Raw genomic sequence first — 24,825 nt, forward strand, 5'->3', positions numbered from 1 at the left:
TGAGCCAGGATCAAACTCTCCATAAAAAGAAATTTGATTAGCTCAAATTGTTTTGCTGGCATCATGTTTGATGTCCAAAATTTTGTTTCGTTCACCAACTCAAGGTTAGCTACTAAAAACTTTATTGATTACGTTTTGCTTGTTCAGTTTTCAAGGTTCATGTCGTCACTGTTTTCTCAACAGCAACTTTTATATAATACCATGTCGTTCGCTAGGTGTCAACAACTATTTTTTATTTAATTTAATTGTTTTTCAGTAGCTGTCTTAACGACTTGTATAATACTACACCCTTAATTTTAAAAGGTCAACACTTTTTCTAAAAAAACTTTATAGTTTTTCACTTCATCGAGAAACTTCCTATATAAAGGTTAAGAAAACAATTTAATATTAGACTCACAATCTGATGTTAATTTAATTGTTTAATTGTTATATAAAATATAATTTTATCATAATTTCAATTAAAAAATTAATTGTTTTTCACTAAAAACAAAAACTCGGTATAGAAACCGAGTTTTTAAAATGGGAAGAAAAATGGAATTGCCAGCATCATGACGATAAACATAATAATCTGTAACGGGATTCCTATTTTCACAAAGTCCATAAATTTATAACCGCCAGCTGTCATCACAAGCGCATTTGTCGGGGAAGCAATTGGTGTGACAAACGCCATACTCGCTGCTACAGCAACGGCAATCATAAATGTCGTTGGACTTGCTCCCATTGCAATCGCCGCATTCATAGCAATCGGTGCGAACAAAACTGCAGTAGCGGTATTACTAATAAATTGTCCAAAAATAACTGTTAAAGTATATACACCAACTAATACTCCATACGGTCCATAATCTCCAAGCGCGTTAATAATACCATCGGACAGAATAACCATACCACCTGTTTTCTCCAATGCAGTCGCCATCGGAAGCATCGCAGCTACAAGCACAATACTTTCAAAGTTCATATTGCTGTATGCATCCTCCATATTACGTAAACAGCCTGTTAATATCATCAATACGGCACCAATCATAACGGAAATAACAGCAGGGAAAATTTCAAAAGCCATTAACACAATCATTAAAAGCATAATGACACCAGCAATACCAGCTTTACCCGTTGCAGCCGCCACACTCGCATGCTCTTTCGGCTGACCAACTACAACGACATCCTGCGTTTCCCTTGCAAGTAATAGAATTTCATCCCACGATCCTTGCACTAAGATGGCATCACCAAATTTCAATTTATGTGTCACCATATCTTGAAGTTTATAGCCACCTCTATGATTAATACCGATTATATTAAGATTATATTTTTCTCGGAAGCCCAGAGTGCTAACAGTCTCATTAATAAAGCTCGAATTTGGCGTTAATAATACTTCTGCAATACCAAGATGCTTCGATACCAAGTCATCTGCCTCTCCTTCGACTAGTTCCTGCATCTCTAGACTATAATCGGATGTAAAACGACGAATATTCTCTTCCTCACCTTGGACATACAATTCATCTTTGGCATGTATCACGCTTGTAGGACCTGCCATTTCCTGATATGTCATCGGTAAAAAATTAATGCCTTCTTGAGATCGACGGTGAATTTTCATCATACAAAGCGTATATTTGGCCGGAAGCTTTAATTGTGCTAATGTTGCATCAATAATCGGCGAACCCTCAGGCACAAACACTTTAAACAAATGATTATTTAAATCGTATTGCTTAATAATCTTCTTCGGTGATAGTTTATAGTCAGCTTTTGTTTGTGTACGATTCTTTTCATTTGGTAAAAGAATATTGCGCACGAGTACTAAATAGATAATACCGACAACCATTCCCACAATACCGACGGGTGTCACCTCGAAAAAGCCTAGCTTATTATAACCACGATCTATTAACAACTGACTGACAATTAAATTTGTTGGTGAAGCAATTAATGTCATAAGCCCCGAAAGACTTGCAACATAAGAGAGAGGTAGCAAGAATTTCGAAGGACTTTCCTTCATACTAACGGCAATACTAACAACGATCGGCATCATTAAAGCTACAGTACCTGTATTACTCATAAAGGCACCTACCGTCCCTACAATAATGAGCAATAACACAAATAATTTCAGCTCACTATCACCTGACCATTTCAACAATAATCGCCCTGCCATCCCTGCAAGTCCAGTGCGTAAAATTCCTGCGCCCACAACAAATAACCCTGCAATCATTAAAACTACAGAGTTCGAAAAACCGGCTAGTGCCTCTGTCGGTGTTACAATACCTGTAATGACAAATGCTAAAAGTGACACAATCGCAACGAGATCTGCTCGTACTTTATTCGTCACAAATGCAAAAATTGTCGCTCCTAAAATAAGAAATGTTAATGTAAGTTGCACATTTAAGAATTCCTTTCTAACATTAATCATTGCGTTTTTTATTAAGGGTGATACGCAAAGCCTTTTGTAATTCCAGCACTTTGCATGTTTGCTACACCACTTAGCTTTATTATATCTTACCAAGAACTAAATATGAGAAAGTTCACCATCTTTTCGAAATAAAATCACATAACGTGAGGTTGATTTCCGTTCCCCCCGGGGTCGTTCAGCCTTCACTCCAAGCAACATCAACAACTTATCGACAAAAGAATAAATAAAATAACGCGTATCATTAAACAAAGGTTGATTTTCACTCCGAGTTGGCGCTTTCCGCGGGCTTGGCTTCAATCTCCTCGTCACTACGTTCCTGCGGGGCTTTCAGCGCAAGCTCACCCCGCAGGAGTCGCCACTCTCCGTGAAAAATCAACAGCTCTTCATCGTTTGTATTTGTAGGAAAGCCGCATCAAAAGAGTATAGCGATGTAAAACCTTTAAAACCCTACCTTAATTATAATGAAATATATTTTGATTATTTTTCGTCCAAAGTAAACCTCTCCTTGGACGAAAACGAGACCGTTTTGATGTTCCTTGCAATACCTTAAAGCGTGGTCTATCAATTAAATTATCCGTACAGCTTTTACAGCAAATAGTGAAGCGCAATATTCCCCCGCACTCTCATGTATCGGCCCTAACTTGATTATTTTTGATAAAGATTATGCTCTTTAATATAGTCGTAACAAGCGCCAGGCAGTAGATATTTTGGTTCACCGCCCATTGCGAATTCTTCCCGAATATAGGTAGAGCTAATTTCCATCGCTAACCCTTTGTCAATTAAATGGAATCTTCCATCATCATGATTCCTCAAAATAGGGGAACGGCTAATTGTTGATAACATATCAATTCCATGCCTTGCCATGACAATAAATTTATTCTCAGCTACTAACGCATCTCCTTTTTTCCACAACCCCGCACCAATATCGACTAATAAATCAGCGCCCATAATAAAATGAATTTCATCATTCGGGTGTTGTTCTCTAAAATATTTCATCGTATCATATGTGTAAATATTCCAGCCCTCTTGCTCCATTTCATATGAGTCTGCAATAAAACGCTCATCCCTAGCAATAGCCAGCTGCAGCATATTCCATCGATGCGTATTCTTTGTTTTTATCTCCTTGTCTTTTCGTTTATTTGAGCAAGGTAAAGAAATCACTTTATCTAATTTGCAACGATGCGCGACTGTACTAGCTGTCCAAAGGTGAACATTTGTAATCAGATCAAAGGATGATCCGTAAATCCCTATTTTCGTCATTTCCTGCCCTCCATTCTTCGTCTCTATTAGTTTCTCCCATTCATCATCTTCGTGACTTTTTCTTTAATTTCTTTAATTCTCATCATTTTGTTATCCCAGCACGCTTGACTTAAATCGACTGGATACTCTTCTGGATTCATTGTTCGTTTGTACTCACTCCATAGTAGATGTAAATTTTCCTCTACATATACTTGAATTTCTTGAAGTGTTGGTTCCTTATAAAGAATAGATCCATTCACTACAACGTCTTGATGTAATTCTTTCGCTGTAAAATTCGCCACAAATTTACTGATATAAGTATGAACAGGGTGAAACATTTTCAAGAGCTTTTCTTCTTGCGGGTTTTCGTAGTCCAATGCAATATAATCTCCTTCAGCATGACCATTGGCTGTATTAATAATTCGGTAAATACGTTTGCGGCCTGGTGTCGTTACTTTTTCTGGATTTCCGGAAATTTTGATGGTATCGACCATTTCCCCTTTTTCATCTTCAATAGATACTAATTTGTATACGCCCCCAAGAGCTGCTTGATCGTAGGCTGTAATAAGCTTAGTTCCGATTCCCCATGTATCAATTTTAGCCCCTTGTGATTTCAAATTGATAATCGTGTATTCATCCAAATCATTAGATGCTATAATTTTCGCTTCCGTGAAGCCAGCTTCATCTAGCATTTTTCTTGCTCTTTTTGACAGATACGCTAAGTCTCCACTGTCTAGCCGGATTCCTACAAAATCGATCTTATCTCCAAACTCCTTTGCAACCCGAATTGCATTAGGGACACCAGAGCGCAACGTATCATACGTATCTACTAAAAAAACGCAATCTTTATGTGTATTTGCATACTTTGTAAATGCAGTATATTCATCACGATATGCCTGTATCATCGCATGTGCATGAGTACCTGAGACAGGGATGCCAAATAATTTCCCAGCTCTTACATTACTAGTTGCAGAAAATCCACCGATATAAGCCGCACGTGTCCCCCAAATCGCTGCATCAAATTCATGCGCTCGACGAGTACCAAATTCCATCGCCACATCCTTACCAATCACTTGTTTAATGCGCGAAGCCTTCGTAGCAATAAGCGTTTGATAATTAACGATATTCAATAAAGGTGTCTCCATTAATTGAGCTTCTGCCAATGGAGCTTCAATTCGTAAAATAGGTTCATTTGCAAATACCAATTCACCTTCCTTCATAGCAGAAATAGTGCCTGTAAATTTTAAACTTTGAAGGTATTTAAGAAATTCCTCTGAGTATTTTCCTTCCTCTCGTAAATATTGAATATCACTATTAGAAAAACCAAAGTTTTTAATAAACTCCATCATCTTTTTTAAACCTGCAAATATCGCATAGCCATTCCCAAACGGAAGTTGTCGAAAGTACAATTCAAAAACCGCTGTTCGATTTTGAGTACCATCATTCCAGTAAGTTTCCACCATATTTATTTGATATAAATCAGTGTGCAACATGAAGCTATCGTCTACATAATTCATACTCTATTCCTCCGTTTACATAATAGTAGCTCCGAGAGAATGCTCGAAATGTCCTAACGCCCACTCATGCCCTAGTTGATTAAAAGATGCTACTGCATTTTTATGAATAACAATGTTAAATCCTTTATTATAGGCATCTACCGCTGTATGAAGAACGCAAATATCCGTACATACACCTATTAAATGCAGTTCTGTAACGCCTCTTTCGCGCAATTTAATCTCTAAATCCGTACCTGCAAAAGCAGAATATCTTGTTTTATCCAAGTAGTAGACATGCTCTAACCCTTTATTGCCTTCAAACAGTTCTTTTAAAGAGCCATATAGTTCTCTCCCCCTTGTATCTCTAATATTGTGAGGAGGAAAAAGCTTTGTTTCTGGGTGATAGCTATCTTCTTTTTCATGAACATCAATAGCGAAAACGACAAATTCACCGTTCGACATAAATTCCTTTGTTAATTGAGTATTTACCTCTTCCAATAGTTGCCCCGGTATTCCACAAGTTAAAACTCCATCTGGTGCTACAAAATCCACTGTATAATCAATATTAATCAATGCACGTTTTGGCATATTTCCATCACTCCACTTCCTCATTTAATTAGTAATTAACAAATTACAAATTAGTATGTTGAAAATTAATTAGGAAAGACAGAAGCTTTCCTAATGGTAAATTGACTCTACGATTTCGAAGTCATTAAAAGAATACAATTGCGACGGTCTAAATGAATTTCTTTTCGTTTTCTTCGGTTTCCCTTCTTCATCTAAAACTTTTTCAATAAAAGGCAACTTTGGCGCTTTTGTAAAGAACACAGAATCATTTGAAATGCGTGGATCATCTCCCACTGTCAATAAAACCCTCTGTAGCTCAGATAACGTAAATTCTTCTAGTAAAAAGTTTTTAGCAACTGTTGTTTGTATCATATCTTTCTTAATAAATTCTAAAGCGTCTGAAATAATTTTTCGATGATCAAAGGCTAATTCAAGTTTGAACACTTCATTTATATCGAATAATTCCACTTCTGCGGCATCATCATTAGCTTGACGCTGCTCAATGTATACTTCCGGAACAATCGCATAAAAGGCATTTGAAATCATCCAACCTCGAGGATCACGATCTATGTCATCATAGACACCAAAGTGCCTAATGTGTAGACCATCTACATTCGTTTCCTCCTTCAACTCTCTTTTAGCAGCCATATAAGCGGTTTCCCTTTTTGTCGCATCTACAAATCCACCTGGAAGCGCCCATTTTCCACCTTCGATATTTGGATTTCCTTCACGATCTTTTTCAGTTCGTTTAATCAACATGATTTTAAGCGTCATCATCGGAGGTGCTTTTTCCTCTACTTTTTCGGATGTTATTGTAAAAATTGCGATATCTGATGTATATCCATCAGGTGTTTTATATTTAGAAGAATCATAATTCGCTAGAACTTCTTCTTGTGAACGATATTTTGTCATTTTAAGATAACTCCTTTGATTCAATGTTTTGCAGGGAAAGTTTTGATAAAGCATAATGCGACGAAATGTATACACCCCCTTTAGAGGGCGAGTATTTGTCCATAACGTGTGGTTGATTTCTGTTCCGGCTTATATTTATATAAATTTGGATACAACTTCATTACATTTTCTATATATCGTCAGTAGTAATTTGCAATTCATGAATTAATATTTAATAACATGATAACTTTTCCAGCTAACAATTTCAACTCTTTTTATAAAAAAGTAAGAAGAACTGCCTTCCATAAAAAAAGCATAAATAAAGCATCTCTGCCCTATTTATGCCTTTCATATTATTTAATTCACTAGCTGATTTTTCAAAAGAATACCATCCTGTACGACAACTCGCCCATTTTTAATGACCGTATTCGTATGGTTCATGCCATAGAAATATTGCAATTGCTTGTAATTGGCAACATCCAATATAATGACGTCAGCTTGTTTGCCCGCTTCAAGGGAGCCAATTTGATGTCCACGGTTAAGTGCATATGCTGCATTAATAGTTGTCGCCGTTAACACTTCCTCTAATGTCATACCCATATGCATACAAGCTAAATTCATGATAAACGGCAAACTCATCGTTGGGGATGAGCCGGGATTAAAGTCAGTTGAAATTGCTACAGGTACCCCTTCATCAATCATTAGGCGTCCCCTTGCAAAAGGCGCACGTAAGAAGAATGCTGTTCCAGGCAGCAGCACTGCAATCGTCCCGGCTTCAGCCATTTTTTGTATTCCCTCATCCGAAGCAACTAATAAATGCTCCGCCGAGATTGCCCCTACTTCCGCGGCAAGTTCTGCTCCCTTATAAGGCTCAATTTCATCTGCATGAATTTTCGGTGTTAACCCTAACGCTTTCCCGCCCTCTAAAATGCGTTGTGATTGCTCTGGCGTAAATACACCTTTTTCACAAAATACATCATTGAATTCGGCAAGATTTAGCTCAGCTACTTTCGGCAGCATGTCGTGAATGACGACATCGACAAATTCATCCTCACGTCCCTTATAGTTACGCGGCACCGCGTGCGCCCCCATAAAGGTACTAACGACGTCAATGTCATGTGTAGCTTGTAATTCCTTCGCAACTTCAAGCTGCTTCTTTTCAGTTTCCCAATCTAAACCATAGCCTGATTTTGCCTCCACCGTTGTGACACCATGCTTTAAAAATACATCTAAATGATTCATCGTTTTTCTATATAAATCATCAAAGCTAGTTTCTCGTGTCCGGTTTGTTGTGGCATGAATCCCGCCACCCGCATTCATAATTTCCATATATGTGGCACCATTAAGACGCATATTAAACTCCTGCTCACGTGTACCACCATGAACTAAATGCGTATGACAATCGACGAGACCCGGCATAACGATCTTACCTGAGGCGTCAATGACCTCAGCCATCTTTACAAGATCAGGGAAATCCGCTTCTAGCTGTGCAATTGACCCTACTGCTATAATGCTATTCCCCTCTATTAAAACACTGCCGTTTTCCACTACTTCGATGTCACGCATTTGTTCCTTTGTACGAGGACCTTGTACAGCACTTTTTAACGTGATCACTTCATTGGCATTTTTGATTAAAATTGTCACTTCGCATCATCCTTTAACATTGGTATACGTACACCTTTGTTCTTTGCTGTATTAATAGCAATTTCATAGCCAGCATCTGCGTGGCGAACAACGCCCATTCCTGGATCGGAAATTAACACTCGTGCAATCTTCTCTGCAGCTAACTCAGAACCATCCGCTACTAGCACTTGACCAGCATGCTGAGAATAACCCATACCTACACCACCACCGTGATGAACACTTACCCAGCTAGCACCGCTTGCAGTATTGACAAGCGCATTTAGAATCGGCCAGTCCGATACTGCATCAGAGCCATCAAGCATACCCTCTGTTTCACGATTTGGTGAAGCAACTGAACCTGAGTCTAGATGATCTCGACCAAAGACAATCGGTCCTGAAAGCTCACCATTGGCAACCATTTCATTAACCTTTAATGCAAAACGATGACGATCACCATAGCCTAACCAGCAAATTCGTGCCGGTAACCCTTGCCATTTAACCATTTTTTGCGCCATATCAATCCAATTCACAAGACCTTCATCTTCAGCAAACATTTCTTTGGCAAGTGCATCTGTTTTATAAATGTCCTCAGGGTCACCTGAAAGTGCAGCCCAACGGAATGGCCCTTTCCCCTCACAGAATAAGGGACGAATATACGCTGGAACAAAACCAGGGAAATCGAAGGCATTCTTTACACCCATCTCTTTGGCATAGGCACGTATATTATTACCGTAATCAAATACTTCTGCACCTGCTTGCTGGAATTCAAGCATTGTACGAACATGCTCTGCCATCGTCTCTTTTGCTCTTCGCTCATACGTTTTCACATCACTTTTACGCAGTTTAAGCGCTTCCTCAAACGTCATACCATTTGGAACATAGCCATTTATCGGATCGTGGGCAGATGTTTGGTCAGTTACAAAATCAGGGATAATTCCTCGGTTCAATAGCTCACGATTAACATCTGCACAGTTGCCAACAAGACCAATTGACGCAGGCTCTTTTTGCTCACGTAGTTTATTGACTAATTCAATAGCTTCATCTACCGACTCAACAAGATAGTCACAGTAGCCTTCTTTTATTTTACGTTCAATTCGAGCACGCTCTACTTCGACGACTAAAATGACAGCGCCAGCCATTTTTCCAGCTAAAGGCTGTGCACCACTCATGCCACCCATACCACCTGTAAGGATGAATTTGCCTCGTAAATCTGCTGTACCAAATACTTTTTTGCCCGCCTCTACGAATGATAAATATGTTCCTTGTAAAATCCCTTGTGCACCAATATAAATCCAGCTACCAGCAGTCATTTGGCCGTACATCATTAAATCACGGTCTTCTAACTCATAAAAATGCTCCCAATTTGCCCACGCTGGCACTAAATTAGAGTTCGCAATTAATACACGAGGTGCATGTTCATGTGTACGGAATACAGCTACCGGCTTTCCTGATTGAATAAGAAGTGTCTCATCATTCTCTAATTCTTTTAATGACGTAATAATTTGCTCATAGCTTTCCCAATTACGCGCCGCTTTACCAATCCCACCATAGACAATTAGTTCATCTGGATTTTCTGCTACTTCAGGATCTAGATTGTTCATTAACATACGCATTGCAGCTTCCTGCGTCCAACCTTTACATGTTAATTCATTTCCACGTGGTGCACGAATATTTGTTTTAACTACCATTAAAAACACGCTCCTTTAGAATAGTAAAAATGCAATCGGTGTTACGATGATTAAAGTTAATACGACACGCTCAAACCAAATGAGTAAAATTTGGCGCAATGTCAACGGAATTTCAGATGATAAAATAAGTGGAATAACGGCTGAAAAGAATAAAACTGCCGATATTGATACGACTGCCACAATAAATTTCGTCACAACTGTTGCTTGCGTGACAACAAGTGCCGGTAAAAATACTTCTGCTAACGATAATGACAGAGCTTTCGCTGCTAAATATGGTTCTGGAACTTGTAACACATATGTGAATGGTACAAAAATATAAGCAAGCCAATCAAAAATGGGCGTATATGTTGCAAGTACAAGCCCTAGCAGACCAATCGATAGAATCGACGGAATAACACCCATTGCCATGATGAAGCCATCTTTTAGATTTGACCATAAAACTTTAGATAAAGGTGGATTTTGCTCAACTGCATCCATCGCTTGACGCCACGCTTCTTTAAAACGGTCCTTCTTTACAATCTTTTCTGGCATAGGCGTTGCGCCCTTGTAGTAGTCATCCTTTATTGAACGAAGTGGATAAATACGCGCTGTTAACGCTGTGACTAAGAATGTTACAACGAGCGATACCCAGAAAAACGCATTCCAATGCTGCATAATATCTAGCGTACTTGCAATAACGACCATAAACGTTGCCGATACAGTCGAGAAGCCTGTTGCAATAATCGCGGCTTCCTTCGCTGTGTAGCGACCTTCCATATAAACACGGTTTGTTAAAAGCAAGCCCACCGAATAACTGCCGACAAATGAGGCAACTGCATCCACCGCTGAACGTCCCGGTGTTTTGAAAATAGGCTTCATAAACGGCTGTGTTAAAACACCGATATATTCAAGTAATCCATAGCTTACTAAAAGTGCTAAAAACAATGACCCGATTGGAATTAGTATTCCCACTGGCTTAACAAGCTTCTCCAATAAATACGGGCCAATACTTTCATCCGCTAACCATCCAGGTGCTATATTGAAAATTAACAAAATCCCCGCAATCATACCGCCCACTTTAAAGATGGACATTACTATATTGACGGTCGACTCATTCCATTTCTTAGTAACGAAAGGATGAATCGCTCCACCTACAAGCATGATGAGTACATACGCAGTTACAAGCAGCGGTGCTTCGCCTCGAATAAAATTCACGATGTGATCAATTAAAATTGTATTCTTCCCTTGCCAATCAAACGATATAAAAAAGCTGAATATTCCGACTAAACTACAGACAAACATCTTAATCGCTGAGGAGACTCGAAATTGCGAGTCTCGCTCCAGCTCTCTTTGATGAAATTCTATATCAATCCCTCCGATGCAAGTGCTTTTGAAAGAAATTTCTAGGTCATCCAGACAACTTGAAGGATATGTTGGATTTTCTCTAGGAAGTTATCACCTTAAGGTTTACAGATACTCATTTAATAGAACATCACTCGTTAATAAATACCGTGCAAGCGCTTCAATTTCATCGCCGATTGGTTGATCCGCTAACAACGGCGGACAAAATTCACGCACTTTTTCTAAATACCTTCGAGTTGTTGGAGATAACTGCTCTTCTGCCTTATCTAAATGAATAGCCTGCGATGCACAAATCATTTCTATCGCAATGACACGAGCGGCATTATGCACGATTTGACGTACTTGACGGGCCGATGTTGTACCCATGCTCACATGATCCTCTTGGTTACCCGATGTCGGTATAGAATCCACGCTTGAAGGATGTGCCAATACTTTGTTTTCAGATACGATAGAGGCTGCTGTATATTGCGCAATCATCAGTCCGCATTCAATACCAGGATTTGTCGCTAAAAATGGTGGCAAACCTTCATTAAGCTGTGGATTAACCATGCGTTCTGTACGTCGCTCAGAAATATTAGCCCACTCACTTACACCGACTTTTAAAAAGTCCATTGCTAATGCAATTGGTTGACCGTGGAAATGCCCACCAGACAATACTTCTCCATTTTCTAAAACAATCGGATTATCTGTCGTTGCATTCATTTCAGTTTGCACACGGTCCTGAGCATAGAAAAATGACTGCCATGAAGCACCATGCACTTGCGGAATGCAACGTAGTGAATAGGCATCCTGCATACGGATTTCACCTTGCTTTGTCACACGTTTACTTCCATCAAGCCACTTACGGATTCGTCCGCCAACAAGCTCTAATTCTGGGTGTGGTCTTACCGCCAACAACGCTGGATCAAATGCTGAAGTAATCCCCTTCAGTGCCTCAAGCGTTAAACTTGCTGCCATATCTGCCGCTAGCCCAATACGCTCTGCCTCGTTCACTGTTAAAACCCCGATACCCGTCATGGCTTGGGTACCATTTACAAGCGCTAGACCTTCCTTAGCTTGTAGTCGGACAGGCGTTAGCCCAGCTTGCTGTAACGCCTCACTACCGCTCATAATCTTTCCATTAAACTCCGCCTTACCTTCACCTACTAGTACTAAAGCCAAATGTGATAACGGCGCTAAATCTCCACTTGCTCCAACTGAACCTTGAGAAGGTACAATCGGATGTACTCCCTTATTAATAAATTCTAAAAGCAGCTGCACTGTTTCTAGACGAATTCCTGAAAAACCCCGGGCTAAAGCATTGGCACGTAAAACCATCATGGCGCGTACGACATCTGTCGGGAATGGTTCACCAACACCTGTCGCATCTGAACGCAATAAGTTTAACTGTAAAAGTTCAATGTCTTCCTCTTCAATCTTTATATTGCTTAGCTTTCCAAAGCCTGTATTCACACCATATATCGTTTGCCCCTCAGCTAAACGCTTTTCAATGCGTTCCCTACTTAAACGTATACGCTCCACACTATCTAGAGAAAGCGCTACCGTAGCTCGACCATCTACAATTTCCCCTATTTGCTGTCTTGTTAATGTTTTGCCATCAAGCTCGATTATAGACTTCATAATAATGACATCCCCCTGTTTCCTTAGAGCTATGTAAAAATGCTTTTAATCAATTTCGCTATCGCTACAAAAGTTAAATAACAATAACATTAACTACATTGTACTAACTACCTTTTTCAGAAAATAGGGAATTTTAAAAGAGAAAACATGAATTATTTCAGAATTTTTGTTATTTTAATAATATAGTAGTATTTTTTTACGAAACTAGATAATTTTAAGGAGGTTTGCAGTTGTGAAATTATTATTGATTGACAGGGATTCCACTGATCTTTCAGGCATCCGGTGGTTTTTACATACATATTTTCCTGGGGATGTAACTATAGAAATAAGCACAACTATTAATGAGGCACTTCAAAGTATCCAGCAATTCGAACCTGAGGTGATACTGCTAAATATCGATTTATTCTCGAATAATCGTTTAACTGCACTTTATCGTGTTTTACAAAAGCATTCTGGGACTATTTTAGCTATGACAACTGAGCCATTGTTTAAAAATGCAATAAAAGCAATTGATTTACAGGTTGCACATCTCTTCGTTAAACCAATTGATTTAGAAATACTAAAACAAAAACTCACCGCTATTTCCCTTCGAACACCAAAGGCAGAAGCAGCGTATCAAGAAACTACAGATGAATCGTTTTACTATCAACTCTTTTTAGATAATAAAACATGCTCCCTAGAGACAAATATACATTTCACAATGATCGAGCCTGAGCATTCCGAAATGTTTAACAAACTATACAATTGGCTTCAGCAAACGCCTATTTATTCTAGTATGAGAATTTATCCTTTATCGGAAAGAATTGTTTGTTTATTCCAAACAAATGATTTAGAGAAGGATGTTCGAACATTAATGAAGGAATGGCGATTAACAAATAATAGCTCGTTAAATATCGGAATTTATGATGGGGAGCCGACTACCATGAAGAATATGTATACCTTAACAAAACGTGCACTTCATCAAAGCTTTTACGAAGGCTTTGGACATATTTTTTATGCGAGCAAACAATTGGAGACACAGACCTTCGATCCATTACTAACACCTGAAGAGCAACAATTACTAATAAGTAGTTTAGAGGATGGAAATATTGAAGCCGTCAAAGCATTTTTATATCGACTATCTAATGAAGGGATATATTACAAGCAAGATGACTTACGTATACATCTAACGAGTGTTTTGGCGCAAATTCGGCGCTTTATGTTGAAGTATAAATTACATGAGAAAGCGGCAATTGAGCAAAATTATCGTCAGCTTTTTCATTTAATTATTGAGCACCCTATATTTTATACCATTCTAAATGGCATTATTTCATTTACACAAAGACTGATTGAATTAGCTCATGAGGCACGAATGGAAAAACGGGCTGACTATGTAGAGCTAGCTATAGAAATTATTGACCAGCAGTTTCAGGATAGCAGGTTATCTTTACCTTACGTTGCCCATAAATTAGGGATTAGTCCCAATTATTTAAGTACCATTTTTTCAAAGAAGCAAGGCCTGCCATTTAAACGCTACCTACAGCAAGTTCGAATTCAAAATGCCACAAAAATGCTTGTAGAAACTGATTTTGCTATTAGTGAAATTGCCGATTTAAATGGTTTTGAAGATTCGAATTACTTCATAAAAATTTTTAAACAGCACATCGGAATTACTCCCCATCGTTATCGCAAAACGTGAAAAGGCATATCCGAAGGTAATTAGTTATTTTTTAATATTTTAAAAAAGCAACGAAATAAGGGGCACTTACAATTCAGTAAGTGCACTTTTTATTAAGCCAGATAAGCTACTTCTCCATCAGGAATTGTGAAACTATTAACTTTTCAGATTTGATAAATCCAAATTCGTAATTATGACGTCCTCAGTTATCCGTAATCTAAAATTACATTTAGCCCATCCACCATTTACCATAGTAAAGTGAGATTCTAAAAGCTGTGTTACCCCGTGCTTATTATCTGCAAGTAGTTCAACTACTTTTTTCATGCACAAACCATCTCCGCAATTTGTGGTGTTGTAACATCGACCATTCGAATTGTTGAATAAAGTCCCATTGTAATTCCCCCTCTTTTTTTAAAAATTTCGTTATTTATATCCATTCATTTTGAACTTACACAACATTAAAATTAGGCAGTAACGACAAAGGATAAACCCTGGTCGTTACTGCCCGTTCATTTGTCTAGAAGACATTAGATATAATTATATAAATCCACTTACTTTCAATTCATTATTAACTAATGATACAATCATGTATTTCGAACCCTTATATTTTTTATTTTTCTTTATATCTTCTAATTGTTCTTCATTTAAAGGAACAATTACATCCGGATTTTTAGTTATATTTTTTTGGTAATTTAATAAATAAATACTTTTATAATCAAATAATCTACTTTCACGTTTACACTCATTATTTTTCAAATGCAATGTCGGATTATTTAACACGATAGGGGTAGAATTTTTAGATTTTGAACTTTCTAAAGCATCAATTATTTTATCCGTAATAGATATCTTCAATTTAATTTCAGCATCAATATAAATGGGCATACTATTACATTCAATTAAATAATAGTTACCCTTTTCATCTATCTTTATATCAATACCAGTAAAAGAGAGATTTAGTATATTCGCAGCATCTTTACAAAATTTAATTACATACTCAGGAAGATTTACTGGTATATATTTCAATTTATCTGTAGAAAACGCAGGGTTTTCCCTATAATCAAGATAGTCTGTATTATTTTCTAGGATATGTGAGGATATTATTTCTCCATTTAACAAATAGACTCTAATATCTTGGCCTTTGATGTACTCTTGAAAAATAATGGGCTCTGTTTGTTGATTTCTTAAAGAATCTAGCACGAATTGATTTACTTCCCTACAATGTTCTCCGCCTGTTAGAGGTTTAAATATTACTTGTCCGACTTTACTAACAAAATTTTGTAATTCATTGTACGAATTTGTAATACATGTTTGCGGCATTGGAATTTGAGCATCTATAAGGCGGAATAACTGGTAGTACTTTGTACTATCAACAGGAGGATTTATTAAAGTGATTCCCTTATCTCGTAATATTTTCAACCATGTACTTAAATTTTCTATTTGGGCTTTGAATAAAATTTGTTCATCATAAGTATCAATGTACGAATCATTTAAGTTCTTAGGTACAAAGCTCATATTGCCATGTATGTAAACTGAAGAGATTGATTCGAAATCAATTAATGTTCCGTTATAAAATAATTTCCCATTTTGGAAAGTATATTCGTTTTTTTCTAATGGGCCTAACTCTATATAGGGAATCTCTCGTTCTTTTAATTTCAAAATCATATAGTTACAATGAATATCATTCATTGGGTTAACAATACATATAGTCATATAGTTATATTCTCTCTTCCATCTATTAATGTAAATATATCAACGGTTTTATATAGTTTTTTCATTCTCCGCTCATATCTCTTAGTGCACTTGCATACATTCCCTCGTTCAGTCTATTTATAATGAAGAGGCTGACGATGCTCCTTTAGGAAAGAGATTAACAAATCGAGTATTTTTTCATACAAAGCATCGAAATATCTTCTCTTAATTAATAACTAAAACTTAATAAAAAAATAAGACAAATAGACTAATATCTATTTGTCTTACTTTTTTCTAAGGCCACCAAGGATGTTCTTCACCTATTGCTAGTGTTGTATAAGTAGCAGAACTCGATGGCTGAAGAGAAATTCCTCCTGAAACATTATCCAAAGACTCACCTGAAATTCCTTGCGATTTTAAATTTTGGAATATTTCTTCCTGCTGTTTACTATCCAACTTAATTGACATAATTTTAACCTCCTTTGTTATTCCTGAATACTATGTCATTATAACCACCAATTGAAATAATGTCAAATTTTGATAGAATATAGATTAATTTCCCTAATTTGAAGTAAACTATATATTCACCTATTAATTATATTTTTATCAGGTCAATTTATAAAAAAGAAGGCCTATCAAAATAGGCTTTCTTTTCCTCTGTTATTTCTGATTTTCATCTTTAAATTTCTTTTCGTTTTTTATTTATTTCTGATAATGAAATAAGTTTAGCTACAAATGAAAATTCGGCCTTCTCTAATTTAGATATTAAAACTGGTGATGAAAATGATGTTGTTATATTCCTATTGAATATAACAATGTAAAAGAAGAGTTGAATAATTCGTATTTCACAGTTATCTTTGACAAGAATGGAAACTTAGAATATTATGCTGAAATTAAAATTATTGGTGATGACGTCAATTATACATCTGAAGTAGAGGTTTATAATAATGGAGATTTAGCAAAAAAGAATATTTAGAATTAGAAAAAGAGGATTTTGATCTTCCTTCCTCAAATGAAGAAGTTGCTACTAATGGGTAGCTTCATTTTTCCAACCTTTAAAAGCAAAGGCAGGTTTTTGGAGTGAATTTAATGATTGTTTAGCTAGCAAAGGAATTGCTGGTTGGGCAATTACATCTCTATCTGTTGTCTGCGGACTCGCATGTGGACTTACGGCAGGAACTGGGTGTATCCCTTGTTTGTTAGAAGAAGTTTAGCAACTGAAGGCGTAGTTTCTTACTGTGCTTTTAAAGTTAGAGCAGATTCATGACAAATGTAAACTAGAAGGAGGTATAATCTATCATGATTAAAAATATTCTCTCAGTAGTTTTAGTGATTTGTGGACTGATAGTGGGTCTAATGATATTATTAAAATACCTCTATTTTTTCCATATGCAGGTATAATTATTAATACAACAATTATGTTAATAATTATTTTCAAAAATAGAATTAATTCAGTTCGGTGATCCTTAAAAATTTCTTTAGAGCCCGCTCCTCATTTAAAGTGTACCCTTTGTAAAGGACATTTTGAAAAAAAGCTAGGCAACCTTTTGAAGCTGCTGTCTGTATTTTGCAGGCGGCAGCTTTTTCAAGTTCCATTGCCCTCGATAATGGTTGTAATACGTCATATAACTTTTCACTTCTCGTTTTACTTGTTCTAATGTTTCGCACGCTTTCAAATTGGTTTCATCTTTAAAATGACCGAAGAAGGATTCTTGAGGGGCGTTATCCCAACAGTTTCCTCGGCGTGACATCGATTGCCCTAGTCCTATTTCCTTCACAAGTTTCTGGAATTGCGGATTCGTATAATGGAATCCTTGATCTGAATGAATAAATGCATCCTCTGCTAAATGGTGGTGATTTTGTTTCAATTTACGAAGTGTATTAAGCGCGATATCCATACTTAATGAAGCAGATACTTCATACGCTAAAATTTCGTTTGTCTCAGCGTCCTTAATCGTTGATAAATAAGCACGTTTGCCGTTTCCGTACGTCAAATACGTGATATCTGTTAATAATACTTTTCCTGCTATACCTTGTTTAAAGTTACGCTGTAATTCATTTGGGCATGTACGATGTTCTTTTGTCGCTTTGGCCATTCTACGTGCCGGATTAGCTTTTCGAATTGGACATATAATTTCGAATTTCTTCATAATGAGGCGTATACGTTTTAAGTTATACGTAATCCCATATTGATTTTCTAACGTCATTTTAATTTGACGTGCACCTTTCTTACGTCCTCGGAAATGATACGCTTTTAAAATGATTTCTTTGACTGCTTCATCCGCTAACTCATGTGCTGCACGCTTTTGCGCTGATTTTTCTGTGAAATAATTATAGTAACCTGAACGAGAAACACCCATGATTTCACATAGATAGCTTACTAAACGTTTTAGTTTATATTTTTGAATCGTCTTACTGATTAATTCAAATTTTAGTTCTGTTGCAATTTTTATTTCTTCTTTAACATCTGCCTTTCGAGTAGATCGAGCTTTTTTAACAGTTCATTCTCCGCTTGTAATAATCGATTTTTCGCTTCTAATCGTGCAATTTTTTCTTCTAAACTTAATTCTCGTTCTATTGGACGACCTGAATTTGTTTTCCGTGTATCTTGTAGACCCGCTACCCCAGTTGTACGATAAGCTGCACGCCACCGCTTTCCCGCTGAACTAATGCGCTTTAAACCAATCAGTCCAACATCTAAACCGGCCTCTTCAAAAATCGTTCTTGGGAGTTTTCCTTTTTCATTTTCTACAATAAAATGGCGTTTAAATTCCTCAGTATAAGTAATCGCCTTATCACTAATAGCTTGGACATTAGGATTACAGTTTAGTTGTTCTTGCTCTTTTTTAGTAAATAATCTTTTCGTCATTTCATTCCGCTCCGACATCTTTTTTCTCATTATAAACAAAAGTACCCTATAGGATAGACTTTTTTCAAAGTGTCTATCTTATAGGGTACAGTTTAATTTTGAGGAGGGCTTTTTTTATTTTCTTTAGAGAAACAAAGCGGACTTCACATCAAAAATTACACGGCACGAAGGCGTTATCCTAGTTGTGATGGTTTTCGCTCTTCATCCCTCTATTGATTCGCACTAGGATCTCATCGGTGTTACCCGGAAAATCCTCCATTCTTCACTGTAACCATCTGATACTTACCAACCTTAAAATACTTTTTTCAATTATCATATTCTATTTTCAATAAGAATAAATAAACAAAAAGAATTCATTTTATTCTTGAGCTTCCTCTTCTTCATAACTTAATTTTTAAATGTTTTAAAAAACTAAATTAGTGGTAAAGGTTATTCATAAGCTAGTTAAATCTAGCATATATTTATAGTCTATATCTTACTATAAAAATTCTTTAACAATAATAATTATAATTTACTAGCAATTATAATTTACATTTGTTATAGTTATTGATGAAGAGTTTGACTCACAATTTTTCTTAGGAGGTAAACTAATATGACAAATGAAAATAATCGTAGCCGTCGTTTTACAACAGCAGGTGGTGCTCCAGTAGTAAGCAACCACGATTCTATGTCAGCAGGTCCTCGTGGTCCTCTATTACTCCAGGATGTATGGCTAGTTGAGAAATTAGCGAACTTCAACCGTGAAGTTATTCCTGAACGTCGTATGCATGCTAAAGGTTCAGGTGCATTCGGTACTTTCACTGTAACGCATGATATTACTAAATATACAAAAGCAAAAATCTTCTCAGAGATTGGGAAAAAGACTGATATGTTTGCTCGCTTCTCCACAGTTGCAGGTGAGCGTGGTGCAGCGGATGCTGAGCGCGATATTCGTGGCTTTGCACTTAAGTTCTATACAGAAGAAGGTAACTGGGATTTAGTTGGTAACAACACACCTGTATTCTTCTTCCGTGATCCTTTACACTTTACAGATTTAAACCACGTGGTAAAACGTGACCCACGTACAAATATGAAAAACGCGAATTCAAACTGGGATTTCTGGACTTCATTACCAGAGGCACTTCACCAAGTAACAATCGTTATGTCTGACCGTGGTATTCCGGCTGGATACCGCAATATGCATGGTTTCGGTTCTCACACTTATAGCTTTATTAATGCTGAAAATGAGCGCGTATGGGTTAAATTCCACTTCCGTACAGAGCAAAACATTAAAAACTTAACGGGTGCTGAGGCTGCTGAAGTAATCAGTAACGATCGCGAATCTTCACAACGCGATCTATATGAAGCTATTGAAAAAGGCGATTTCCCTAAATGGAAAATGTACATTCAAGTAATGACAGAAGAACAAGCTCGAGAGTTACCATATAACCCATTTGATTTAACGAAAGTATGGTATAAAAAAGACTTCCCATTAATTCCTGTGGGTGAATTCGAGTTAAACAAAAATGCGGACAACTACTTTGCGGAAGTTGAGCAAGCTGCATTTGCACCATCTAACATTATCCCTGGTATTAGCTTCTCGCCAGACAAAATGTTACAAGCTCGTATTTTTGCGTATGCAGACGCACAACGCTACCGTTTAGGTGTGAACCACTACATGCTTCCTGTAAACGCACCAAAATGCCCGTTCCGTTCATTCCACCGCGACGGCGCTATGCGTTTCGATGGCAACCTTGGTTCAACTTTAAGCTACGAACCAAATAGCTATGGTGAATGGGAGCATAATTTAGACTATAAAGAGCCTGAATTACGTATTGACGGTAATGCTGGTATCCACGACTTCCGTGAAGACGACAATAACTACTTCGAGCAGCCGGGTAAATTGTTCCGCCTAATGACTGCCGAAGAGCAACAACGCCTATTCGAAAATACTGCTAATGATATGGCATCAGTTGAAGAGTTCATCAAACGCCGTCATATCCTTCACTGCTATTTAGCTGATCCAGCATATGGCGAAGGTGTAGCAAAAGCTATGGGCCTTTCATTAGAAGGTATGGATCTTTCAAATCCATACGAAAAACAACCAACAAACGTTTAATTTTCTATTATTATTGATATCCAATCCAACTTTTTACTCCATGTGAAGGACAACTTCACATGGAGCTTTTTTGTATTAATGATAGAACGAGGACTCATCACCATAATGTGTGGTAATCGCTTTTCTGAGGGTGTCCGATGAGACTAATAAGGCTTGTGCCTAATTTTGACACAAGCCTGCTTTACTAATTATTGATAAATTTGACTGCCTGCCTGTTTAAATTCCTCTGCTTTCTCCTTCATACCTTTGTGGATTGCTTCAGTCGTATTTAAGTCATTCTCTTTTGCATAATTACGAATATCCTGTGAGATTCTCATACTACAAAACTTAGGTCCACACATTGAACAAAAGTGCGCAGTTTTTGCCCCTTCTGCAGGCAATGTTTCATCATGGTATTCAACTGCACGCTCTGGATCTAACGAAAGATTGAATTGATCGCGCCAGCGGAATTCAAATCGTGCTTTAGATAGCGCATCGTCACGCTGCTGTGCTCCCGGATGCCCTTTCGCTAAATCGGCAGCATGTGCAGCAATTTTATACGTAATAACCCCTACACGAACATCGTCACGATTTGGTAGGCCGAGATGCTCTTTTGGCGTCACGTAACAGAGCATTGCCGTACCATACCACCCTATCATTGCAGCACCAATAGCCGATGTAATATGGTCGTAACCAGGGGCAATATCTGTTGTCAACGGTCCTAAAGTATAGAAAGGAGCTTCCTTACACACCTCTAACTGTTTATCCATATTTTCTTTAATAAGATGCATTGGTACATGCCCTGGTCCTTCTACCATCACCTGTACATCATGCTCCCAGGCAATTTGCGTTAATTCCCCTAGCGTTTCTAGCTCCGCAAATTGAGCCTCATCATTTGCATCTGCAATAGAACCAGGACGTAAACCATCACCTAAAGAGAAGGCAACATCATAGGTTTTCATAATTTCGCAGATTTCTTCAAAATGAGTATATAAGAAGCTCTCTTGATGGTGATATAAACACCACTGCGCCATAATCGAGCCTCCTCGAGACACTATGCCTGTTACACGATTAGCTGTTAATGGCACATAGCGTAGTAATACCCCTGCATGAATCGTGAAGTAATCAACACCTTGCTCAGCCTGTTCGATTAACGTGTCACGATACACCTCCCACGTTAAATCCTCTGCCACTCCATTTACTTTTTCTAGCGCTTGATAAATCGGCACCGTTCCCACTGGCACCGCGGCGTTACGAATAATCCATTCACGTGTCGTATGAATATGCTTACCGGTAGATAAATCCATAATGTTATCAGCACCCCAGCGTGTAGCCCACGTCATTTTTTCTACCTCTTCTGCAATAGAGGATGACACCGCTGAATTTCCAATATTGGCGTTTATTTTTACGTGGAAGTTACGTCCAATAATCATCGGCTCTGCCTCAGGGTGATTAATATTAGATGGCAAAATAGCACGTCCTGCCGCGATCTCTGAGCGCACAAATTCTGGGTCCATATTTTCCCGTATCGCTACAAATTCCATTTCTGGAGTAATAATTCCCATTCGTGCATAGTGAAGCTGCGTTACATTTTTACCTTTCTTCGCACGCAAAGGCTTTCTAGATAAATTCGGAAAAGCATTTTCATTCATTCGTGGATCATCAGCTTTGCGGAATCCATTATCTTCTGGCTTGATAGTACGCCCTTCGTATTCTTCAACGTCACCTCGTTCTTTGATCCATGCACTACGTAAAGCTGGTAATCCTTTCGTAATATCCACCTTATACGCAGGATCAGTGTACGGGCCGCTCGTATCATAAACACGTACTGGTGCATTTTCCTCCTCCCCAAAGCTTCCTGTCGTTGGACTTAGAGCAATTTCACGCATTGGCACTAAAATATCTGGTCGAGAACCTTCTACGTAAACTTTTTTACTTCCTTCAAAACTAGACATAATTGTAATATTCTTGTCGCTAACTGTTGTCATAACTACTTCGCTCCCTTTTATATTTTTACAAGGACCGAATCTAGCTCACCCCAATAAAGACAAAAGCCGAATCCAAAAAATTTTGGATCCGGCTAAGAATGTAAAGGTATAGTTATTGCAAATACACCGAGTGCAATAATGGTTAACTTTCCCACGCTGGTATGAGCCAGATCAGGTCCAAAGGGTCAAGAAACCTCTATGCGTTTCCCTCTCAGCCTGACTCATCAGACTCCCCTAGTTAATGCTATTAAGTTTGATGCTAGTGTAGCAGATATTGTTAAGAGATGGAAGCTTCATTTGTTTTTTTTGCTTATCATCATAACGTGTGGTTGATTTCCGTTCCGGCTGGGCGCTTTCCTGGGGGCGTCCGATGAGCCGCTTCGCTTCGCTGCAGGGTCTCATCTGTGACGCTAATCCCCAAGGAGTCGCCCAGCCTCCACTCCAATCAACTTATATCTTGTTTTAACAAATATAAATCACTAGCTTTTAATTCAGAAAAAAAGCTCCTAACTCCTGAAAAGCTTTCCACCCTATCTTTTTATATGGCACCCAACTGTTAGGTAAACAGCAGTTCCGCTACATAAATCACGATCGTCACTGTAATACAGCTCACAATCGTTGAAAATAAAACTGTTTGTGCAGCAGTTGCCGATTCTACGTCATATTCTAATGCAAGACTAGAACTATTTCGCGATGTCGGGAACGAACTAGCTATAAAAAGTGATTGTGCCACGACACCATCAAGACCAAGCGCAAAAATGATTAGCAATGCCGCGGCTGGCCCTATGACTAGTCGTGTAAAACAGCTAATGACTACTATCTTATTGAACATGGATTTGATTTCAAGTTGCGATAGTTGTGCCCCTAAAGTTATTAATGCTACAGCGATAAAGCCATCCGCCACATGGTCTATCGGAATTCTTACAAACTGTGGAATAGTGATAGTAAAATAGTTCATTGCAACACCAATAATAAGTGCATGAATAATGGGCATTTTGAGGAAGTCTTTCACAATAGACATGCCCGATTTTGTTGAAGAAATTAAATTGTACAAGCCGTAAGTATAGGTCGTCATATTTTGAAATATAACGAGAATGACCTGAATCGCTACGCCAATCGGCTGAGTCACAAAAATCATTTGTGCAACTGGAATTCCATAGTTACCCGAATTAATTAGGACAACACTATTTTTAAACACCGCAGCCTCTGTTTTTACTAAGCCTAGTCCCTTTGCAAGAAAATGACTAAGCACCATTTGGCTTCCGATAAAGAGTAGAATAAATAACGCAACTTCCCCAAGCACAGACAGCTCTATACTCGTTTCATATATATTCACAAAAACTGCTGCTGGCATGAAGCAATATGTAATAAGTTGAGATAACGCCTTTAAATTAAAGCGAAATTTCTTTTGTAAAACTGCACCAAGTACTAAAAGCACTAAAATTGGAGCCACAATTTTAAAAAAAATCATACCGAGATACATCATAGCTTGTCCCCCTTCCCTCTCCCATAGTAGTGCTGTTTTTATGCTTGGTCAATGTACTTTAAAGCTAACTCGCCACTCATATCAAGGCATTTTTCCTAAATACAATAATCTAATACAGTATCTTTAACAAGATGGTAAAAGTTAGCTTTTAGAACGTTATAGCTCTTGAAATGAGCGTGATTTCCGCACCCAACTACCCAAT

17 protein-coding genes and 1 riboswitch are annotated in these 24,825 nt (G+C 37.8%); of the genes, 3 read left to right on the forward strand and 14 right to left on the reverse strand.

What is annotated here, in order from left to right; translation table 11 throughout:
- Positions 1–514: 514 nt before the first annotated feature.
- From ACIQ7N_RS15465 to hutH, 9 genes are all read right to left on the reverse strand, one after another.
- Positions 515–2,392, reverse strand: a complete 1,878-nt coding sequence (locus ACIQ7N_RS15465) for an SLC13 family permease (protein ID WP_402933593.1) — start codon at positions 2,390–2,392, stop codon at positions 515–517.
- A gap of 645 nt (positions 2,393–3,037) precedes the next feature.
- The gene (gene nadD, locus ACIQ7N_RS15470; RefSeq protein WP_402933595.1) at positions 3,038–3,652 is read right to left on the reverse strand and encodes a nicotinate (nicotinamide) nucleotide adenylyltransferase; all 615 of its coding nucleotides are present in this window, start codon (positions 3,650–3,652) and stop codon (positions 3,038–3,040) included.
- Positions 3,653–3,678: 26 nt separating this feature from the next.
- Positions 3,679–5,148 carry a nicotinate phosphoribosyltransferase gene (locus tag ACIQ7N_RS15475; protein ID WP_402933597.1) on the reverse strand — a complete coding sequence of 490 codons (1,470 nt, stop codon included), beginning with the start codon at positions 5,146–5,148 and terminating at the stop codon, positions 3,679–3,681.
- 15 nt (positions 5,149–5,163) lie between these two features.
- Positions 5,164–5,715, reverse strand: coding sequence for a cysteine hydrolase family protein (locus ACIQ7N_RS15480; RefSeq protein WP_402933599.1), 552 nt, complete (start codon positions 5,713–5,715; stop codon positions 5,164–5,166).
- 90 nt (positions 5,716–5,805) lie between these two features.
- Entirely contained in the window at positions 5,806–6,606 is an 801-nt protein-coding gene (locus tag ACIQ7N_RS15485; RefSeq protein WP_402933601.1) for an NUDIX domain-containing protein, read from the reverse strand.
- A 336-nt stretch (positions 6,607–6,942) separates the two neighbouring features.
- Positions 6,943–8,229: an imidazolonepropionase gene (gene hutI, locus ACIQ7N_RS15490; protein WP_402933603.1), complete on the reverse strand. Its 1,287-nt coding sequence runs from the start codon at positions 8,227–8,229 to the stop codon at positions 6,943–6,945.
- A complete protein-coding gene (gene hutU / locus ACIQ7N_RS15495) occupies positions 8,226–9,896 on the reverse strand; it encodes a urocanate hydratase (RefSeq protein ID WP_402933605.1) in 1,671 nt (556 codons plus the stop codon). The genes hutI and hutU overlap by 4 nt, the downstream gene beginning before the upstream one ends.
- Before the next feature lie 15 nt (positions 9,897–9,911).
- Positions 9,912–11,177 carry a YjiH family protein gene (locus ACIQ7N_RS15500; protein WP_402933607.1) on the reverse strand — a complete coding sequence of 422 codons (1,266 nt, stop codon included), beginning with the start codon at positions 11,175–11,177 and terminating at the stop codon, positions 9,912–9,914.
- A gap of 165 nt (positions 11,178–11,342) precedes the next feature.
- Complete coding sequence (gene hutH / locus ACIQ7N_RS15505) at positions 11,343–12,857, reverse strand: histidine ammonia-lyase (RefSeq protein ID WP_402933609.1); 1,515 nt, start codon at positions 12,855–12,857, stop codon at positions 11,343–11,345.
- Between the two features lie 232 nt (positions 12,858–13,089).
- Here hutH and ACIQ7N_RS15510 point away from each other — a divergent pair, with 232 nt between their 5' ends.
- Complete coding sequence (locus ACIQ7N_RS15510) at positions 13,090–14,535, forward strand: helix-turn-helix domain-containing protein (RefSeq protein WP_402933611.1); 1,446 nt, start codon at positions 13,090–13,092, stop codon at positions 14,533–14,535.
- A gap of 516 nt (positions 14,536–15,051) precedes the next feature.
- Here the strand turns inward: ACIQ7N_RS15510 and ACIQ7N_RS15515 are convergent.
- Positions 15,052–16,224 (reverse strand): ATP-grasp domain-containing protein, encoded by a 1,173-nt coding sequence (locus tag ACIQ7N_RS15515; RefSeq protein ID WP_402933613.1) that lies wholly within the window; start codon positions 16,222–16,224, stop codon positions 15,052–15,054.
- Between the two features lie 273 nt (positions 16,225–16,497).
- Positions 16,498–16,671 (reverse strand): hypothetical protein, encoded by a 174-nt coding sequence (locus ACIQ7N_RS15520; RefSeq protein WP_402933615.1) that lies wholly within the window; start codon positions 16,669–16,671, stop codon positions 16,498–16,500.
- Positions 16,672–17,032: 361 nt separating this feature from the next.
- Here ACIQ7N_RS15520 and ACIQ7N_RS15525 point away from each other — a divergent pair, with 361 nt between their 5' ends.
- Complete coding sequence (locus ACIQ7N_RS15525) at positions 17,033–17,179, forward strand: hypothetical protein (RefSeq protein ID WP_402933617.1); 147 nt, start codon at positions 17,033–17,035, stop codon at positions 17,177–17,179.
- A 559-nt stretch (positions 17,180–17,738) separates the two neighbouring features.
- On the opposite strand, the gene ACIQ7N_RS15530 is transcribed toward ACIQ7N_RS15525, so the two are convergent.
- A protein-coding gene (locus ACIQ7N_RS15530; RefSeq protein WP_402933618.1) for an IS3 family transposase occupies positions 17,739–19,072 on the reverse strand; the annotation gives its coding sequence in 2 pieces (ribosomal slippage) (positions 17,739–18,688 and positions 18,688–19,072; 1,335 coding nt in all).
- A gap of 592 nt (positions 19,073–19,664) precedes the next feature.
- Here ACIQ7N_RS15530 and ACIQ7N_RS15535 point away from each other — a divergent pair.
- Positions 19,665–21,170, forward strand: a complete 1,506-nt coding sequence (locus ACIQ7N_RS15535) for a catalase (protein WP_132363527.1) — start codon at positions 19,665–19,667, stop codon at positions 21,168–21,170.
- A 188-nt stretch (positions 21,171–21,358) separates the two neighbouring features.
- Here the strand turns inward: ACIQ7N_RS15535 and thiC are convergent, their stop codons facing one another.
- The gene (thiC, locus tag ACIQ7N_RS15540) at positions 21,359–23,137 is read right to left on the reverse strand and encodes a phosphomethylpyrimidine synthase ThiC (protein ID WP_402933619.1); all 1,779 of its coding nucleotides are present in this window, start codon (positions 23,135–23,137) and stop codon (positions 21,359–21,361) included.
- Positions 23,138–23,268: 131 nt separating this feature from the next.
- Positions 23,269–23,383: riboswitch (TPP riboswitch) on the reverse strand.
- A 310-nt stretch (positions 23,384–23,693) separates the two neighbouring features.
- Positions 23,694–24,623, reverse strand: coding sequence for an AEC family transporter (locus tag ACIQ7N_RS15545; RefSeq protein ID WP_402933621.1), 930 nt, complete (start codon positions 24,621–24,623; stop codon positions 23,694–23,696).
- Positions 24,624–24,825 lie beyond the last annotated feature (202 nt).

It is taken from the genome of Lysinibacillus sp. NPDC095746 (genome assembly GCF_044763535.1).
In the GTDB taxonomy this organism is placed as follows: Bacteria; Bacillota; Bacilli; order Bacillales_A; family Planococcaceae; genus Lysinibacillus.

Bases quoted from the DNA above. Each gene is read 5' to 3' on its own strand.
- ACIQ7N_RS15465 (WP_402933593.1), bottom strand. From the start codon at position 2,392: ATGATTAATGTTAGAAAGGAATTCTTAAATGTGCAACTTACATTAACA.
- nadD (WP_402933595.1), bottom strand. From the start codon at position 3,652: ATGACGAAAATAGGGATTTACGGATCATCCTTTGATCTGATTACAAAT.
- ACIQ7N_RS15475 (WP_402933597.1), bottom strand. From the start codon at position 5,148: ATGAATTATGTAGACGATAGCTTCATGTTGCACACTGATTTATATCAA.
- ACIQ7N_RS15480 (WP_402933599.1), bottom strand. From the start codon at position 5,715: ATGCCAAAACGTGCATTGATTAATATTGATTATACAGTGGATTTTGTA.
- ACIQ7N_RS15485 (WP_402933601.1), bottom strand. From the start codon at position 6,606: ATGACAAAATATCGTTCACAAGAAGAAGTTCTAGCGAATTATGATTCT.
- hutU (WP_402933605.1), bottom strand. From the start codon at position 9,896: ATGGTAGTTAAAACAAATATTCGTGCACCACGTGGAAATGAATTAACA.
- ACIQ7N_RS15500 (WP_402933607.1), bottom strand. From the start codon at position 11,177: ATGTTTGTCTGTAGTTTAGTCGGAATATTCAGCTTTTTTATATCGTTT.
- hutH (WP_402933609.1), bottom strand. From the start codon at position 12,857: ATGAAGTCTATAATCGAGCTTGATGGCAAAACATTAACAAGACAGCAA.
- ACIQ7N_RS15515 (WP_402933613.1), bottom strand. From the start codon at position 16,224: ATGACTATATGTATTGTTAACCCAATGAATGATATTCATTGTAACTAT.
- ACIQ7N_RS15520 (WP_402933615.1), bottom strand. From the start codon at position 16,671: ATGTCAATTAAGTTGGATAGTAAACAGCAGGAAGAAATATTCCAAAAT.
- ACIQ7N_RS15535 (WP_132363527.1), top strand. From the start codon at position 19,665: ATGACAAATGAAAATAATCGTAGCCGTCGTTTTACAACAGCAGGTGGT.
- thiC (WP_402933619.1), bottom strand. From the start codon at position 23,137: ATGACAACAGTTAGCGACAAGAATATTACAATTATGTCTAGTTTTGAA.
- ACIQ7N_RS15545 (WP_402933621.1), bottom strand. From the start codon at position 24,623: ATGATGTATCTCGGTATGATTTTTTTTAAAATTGTGGCTCCAATTTTA.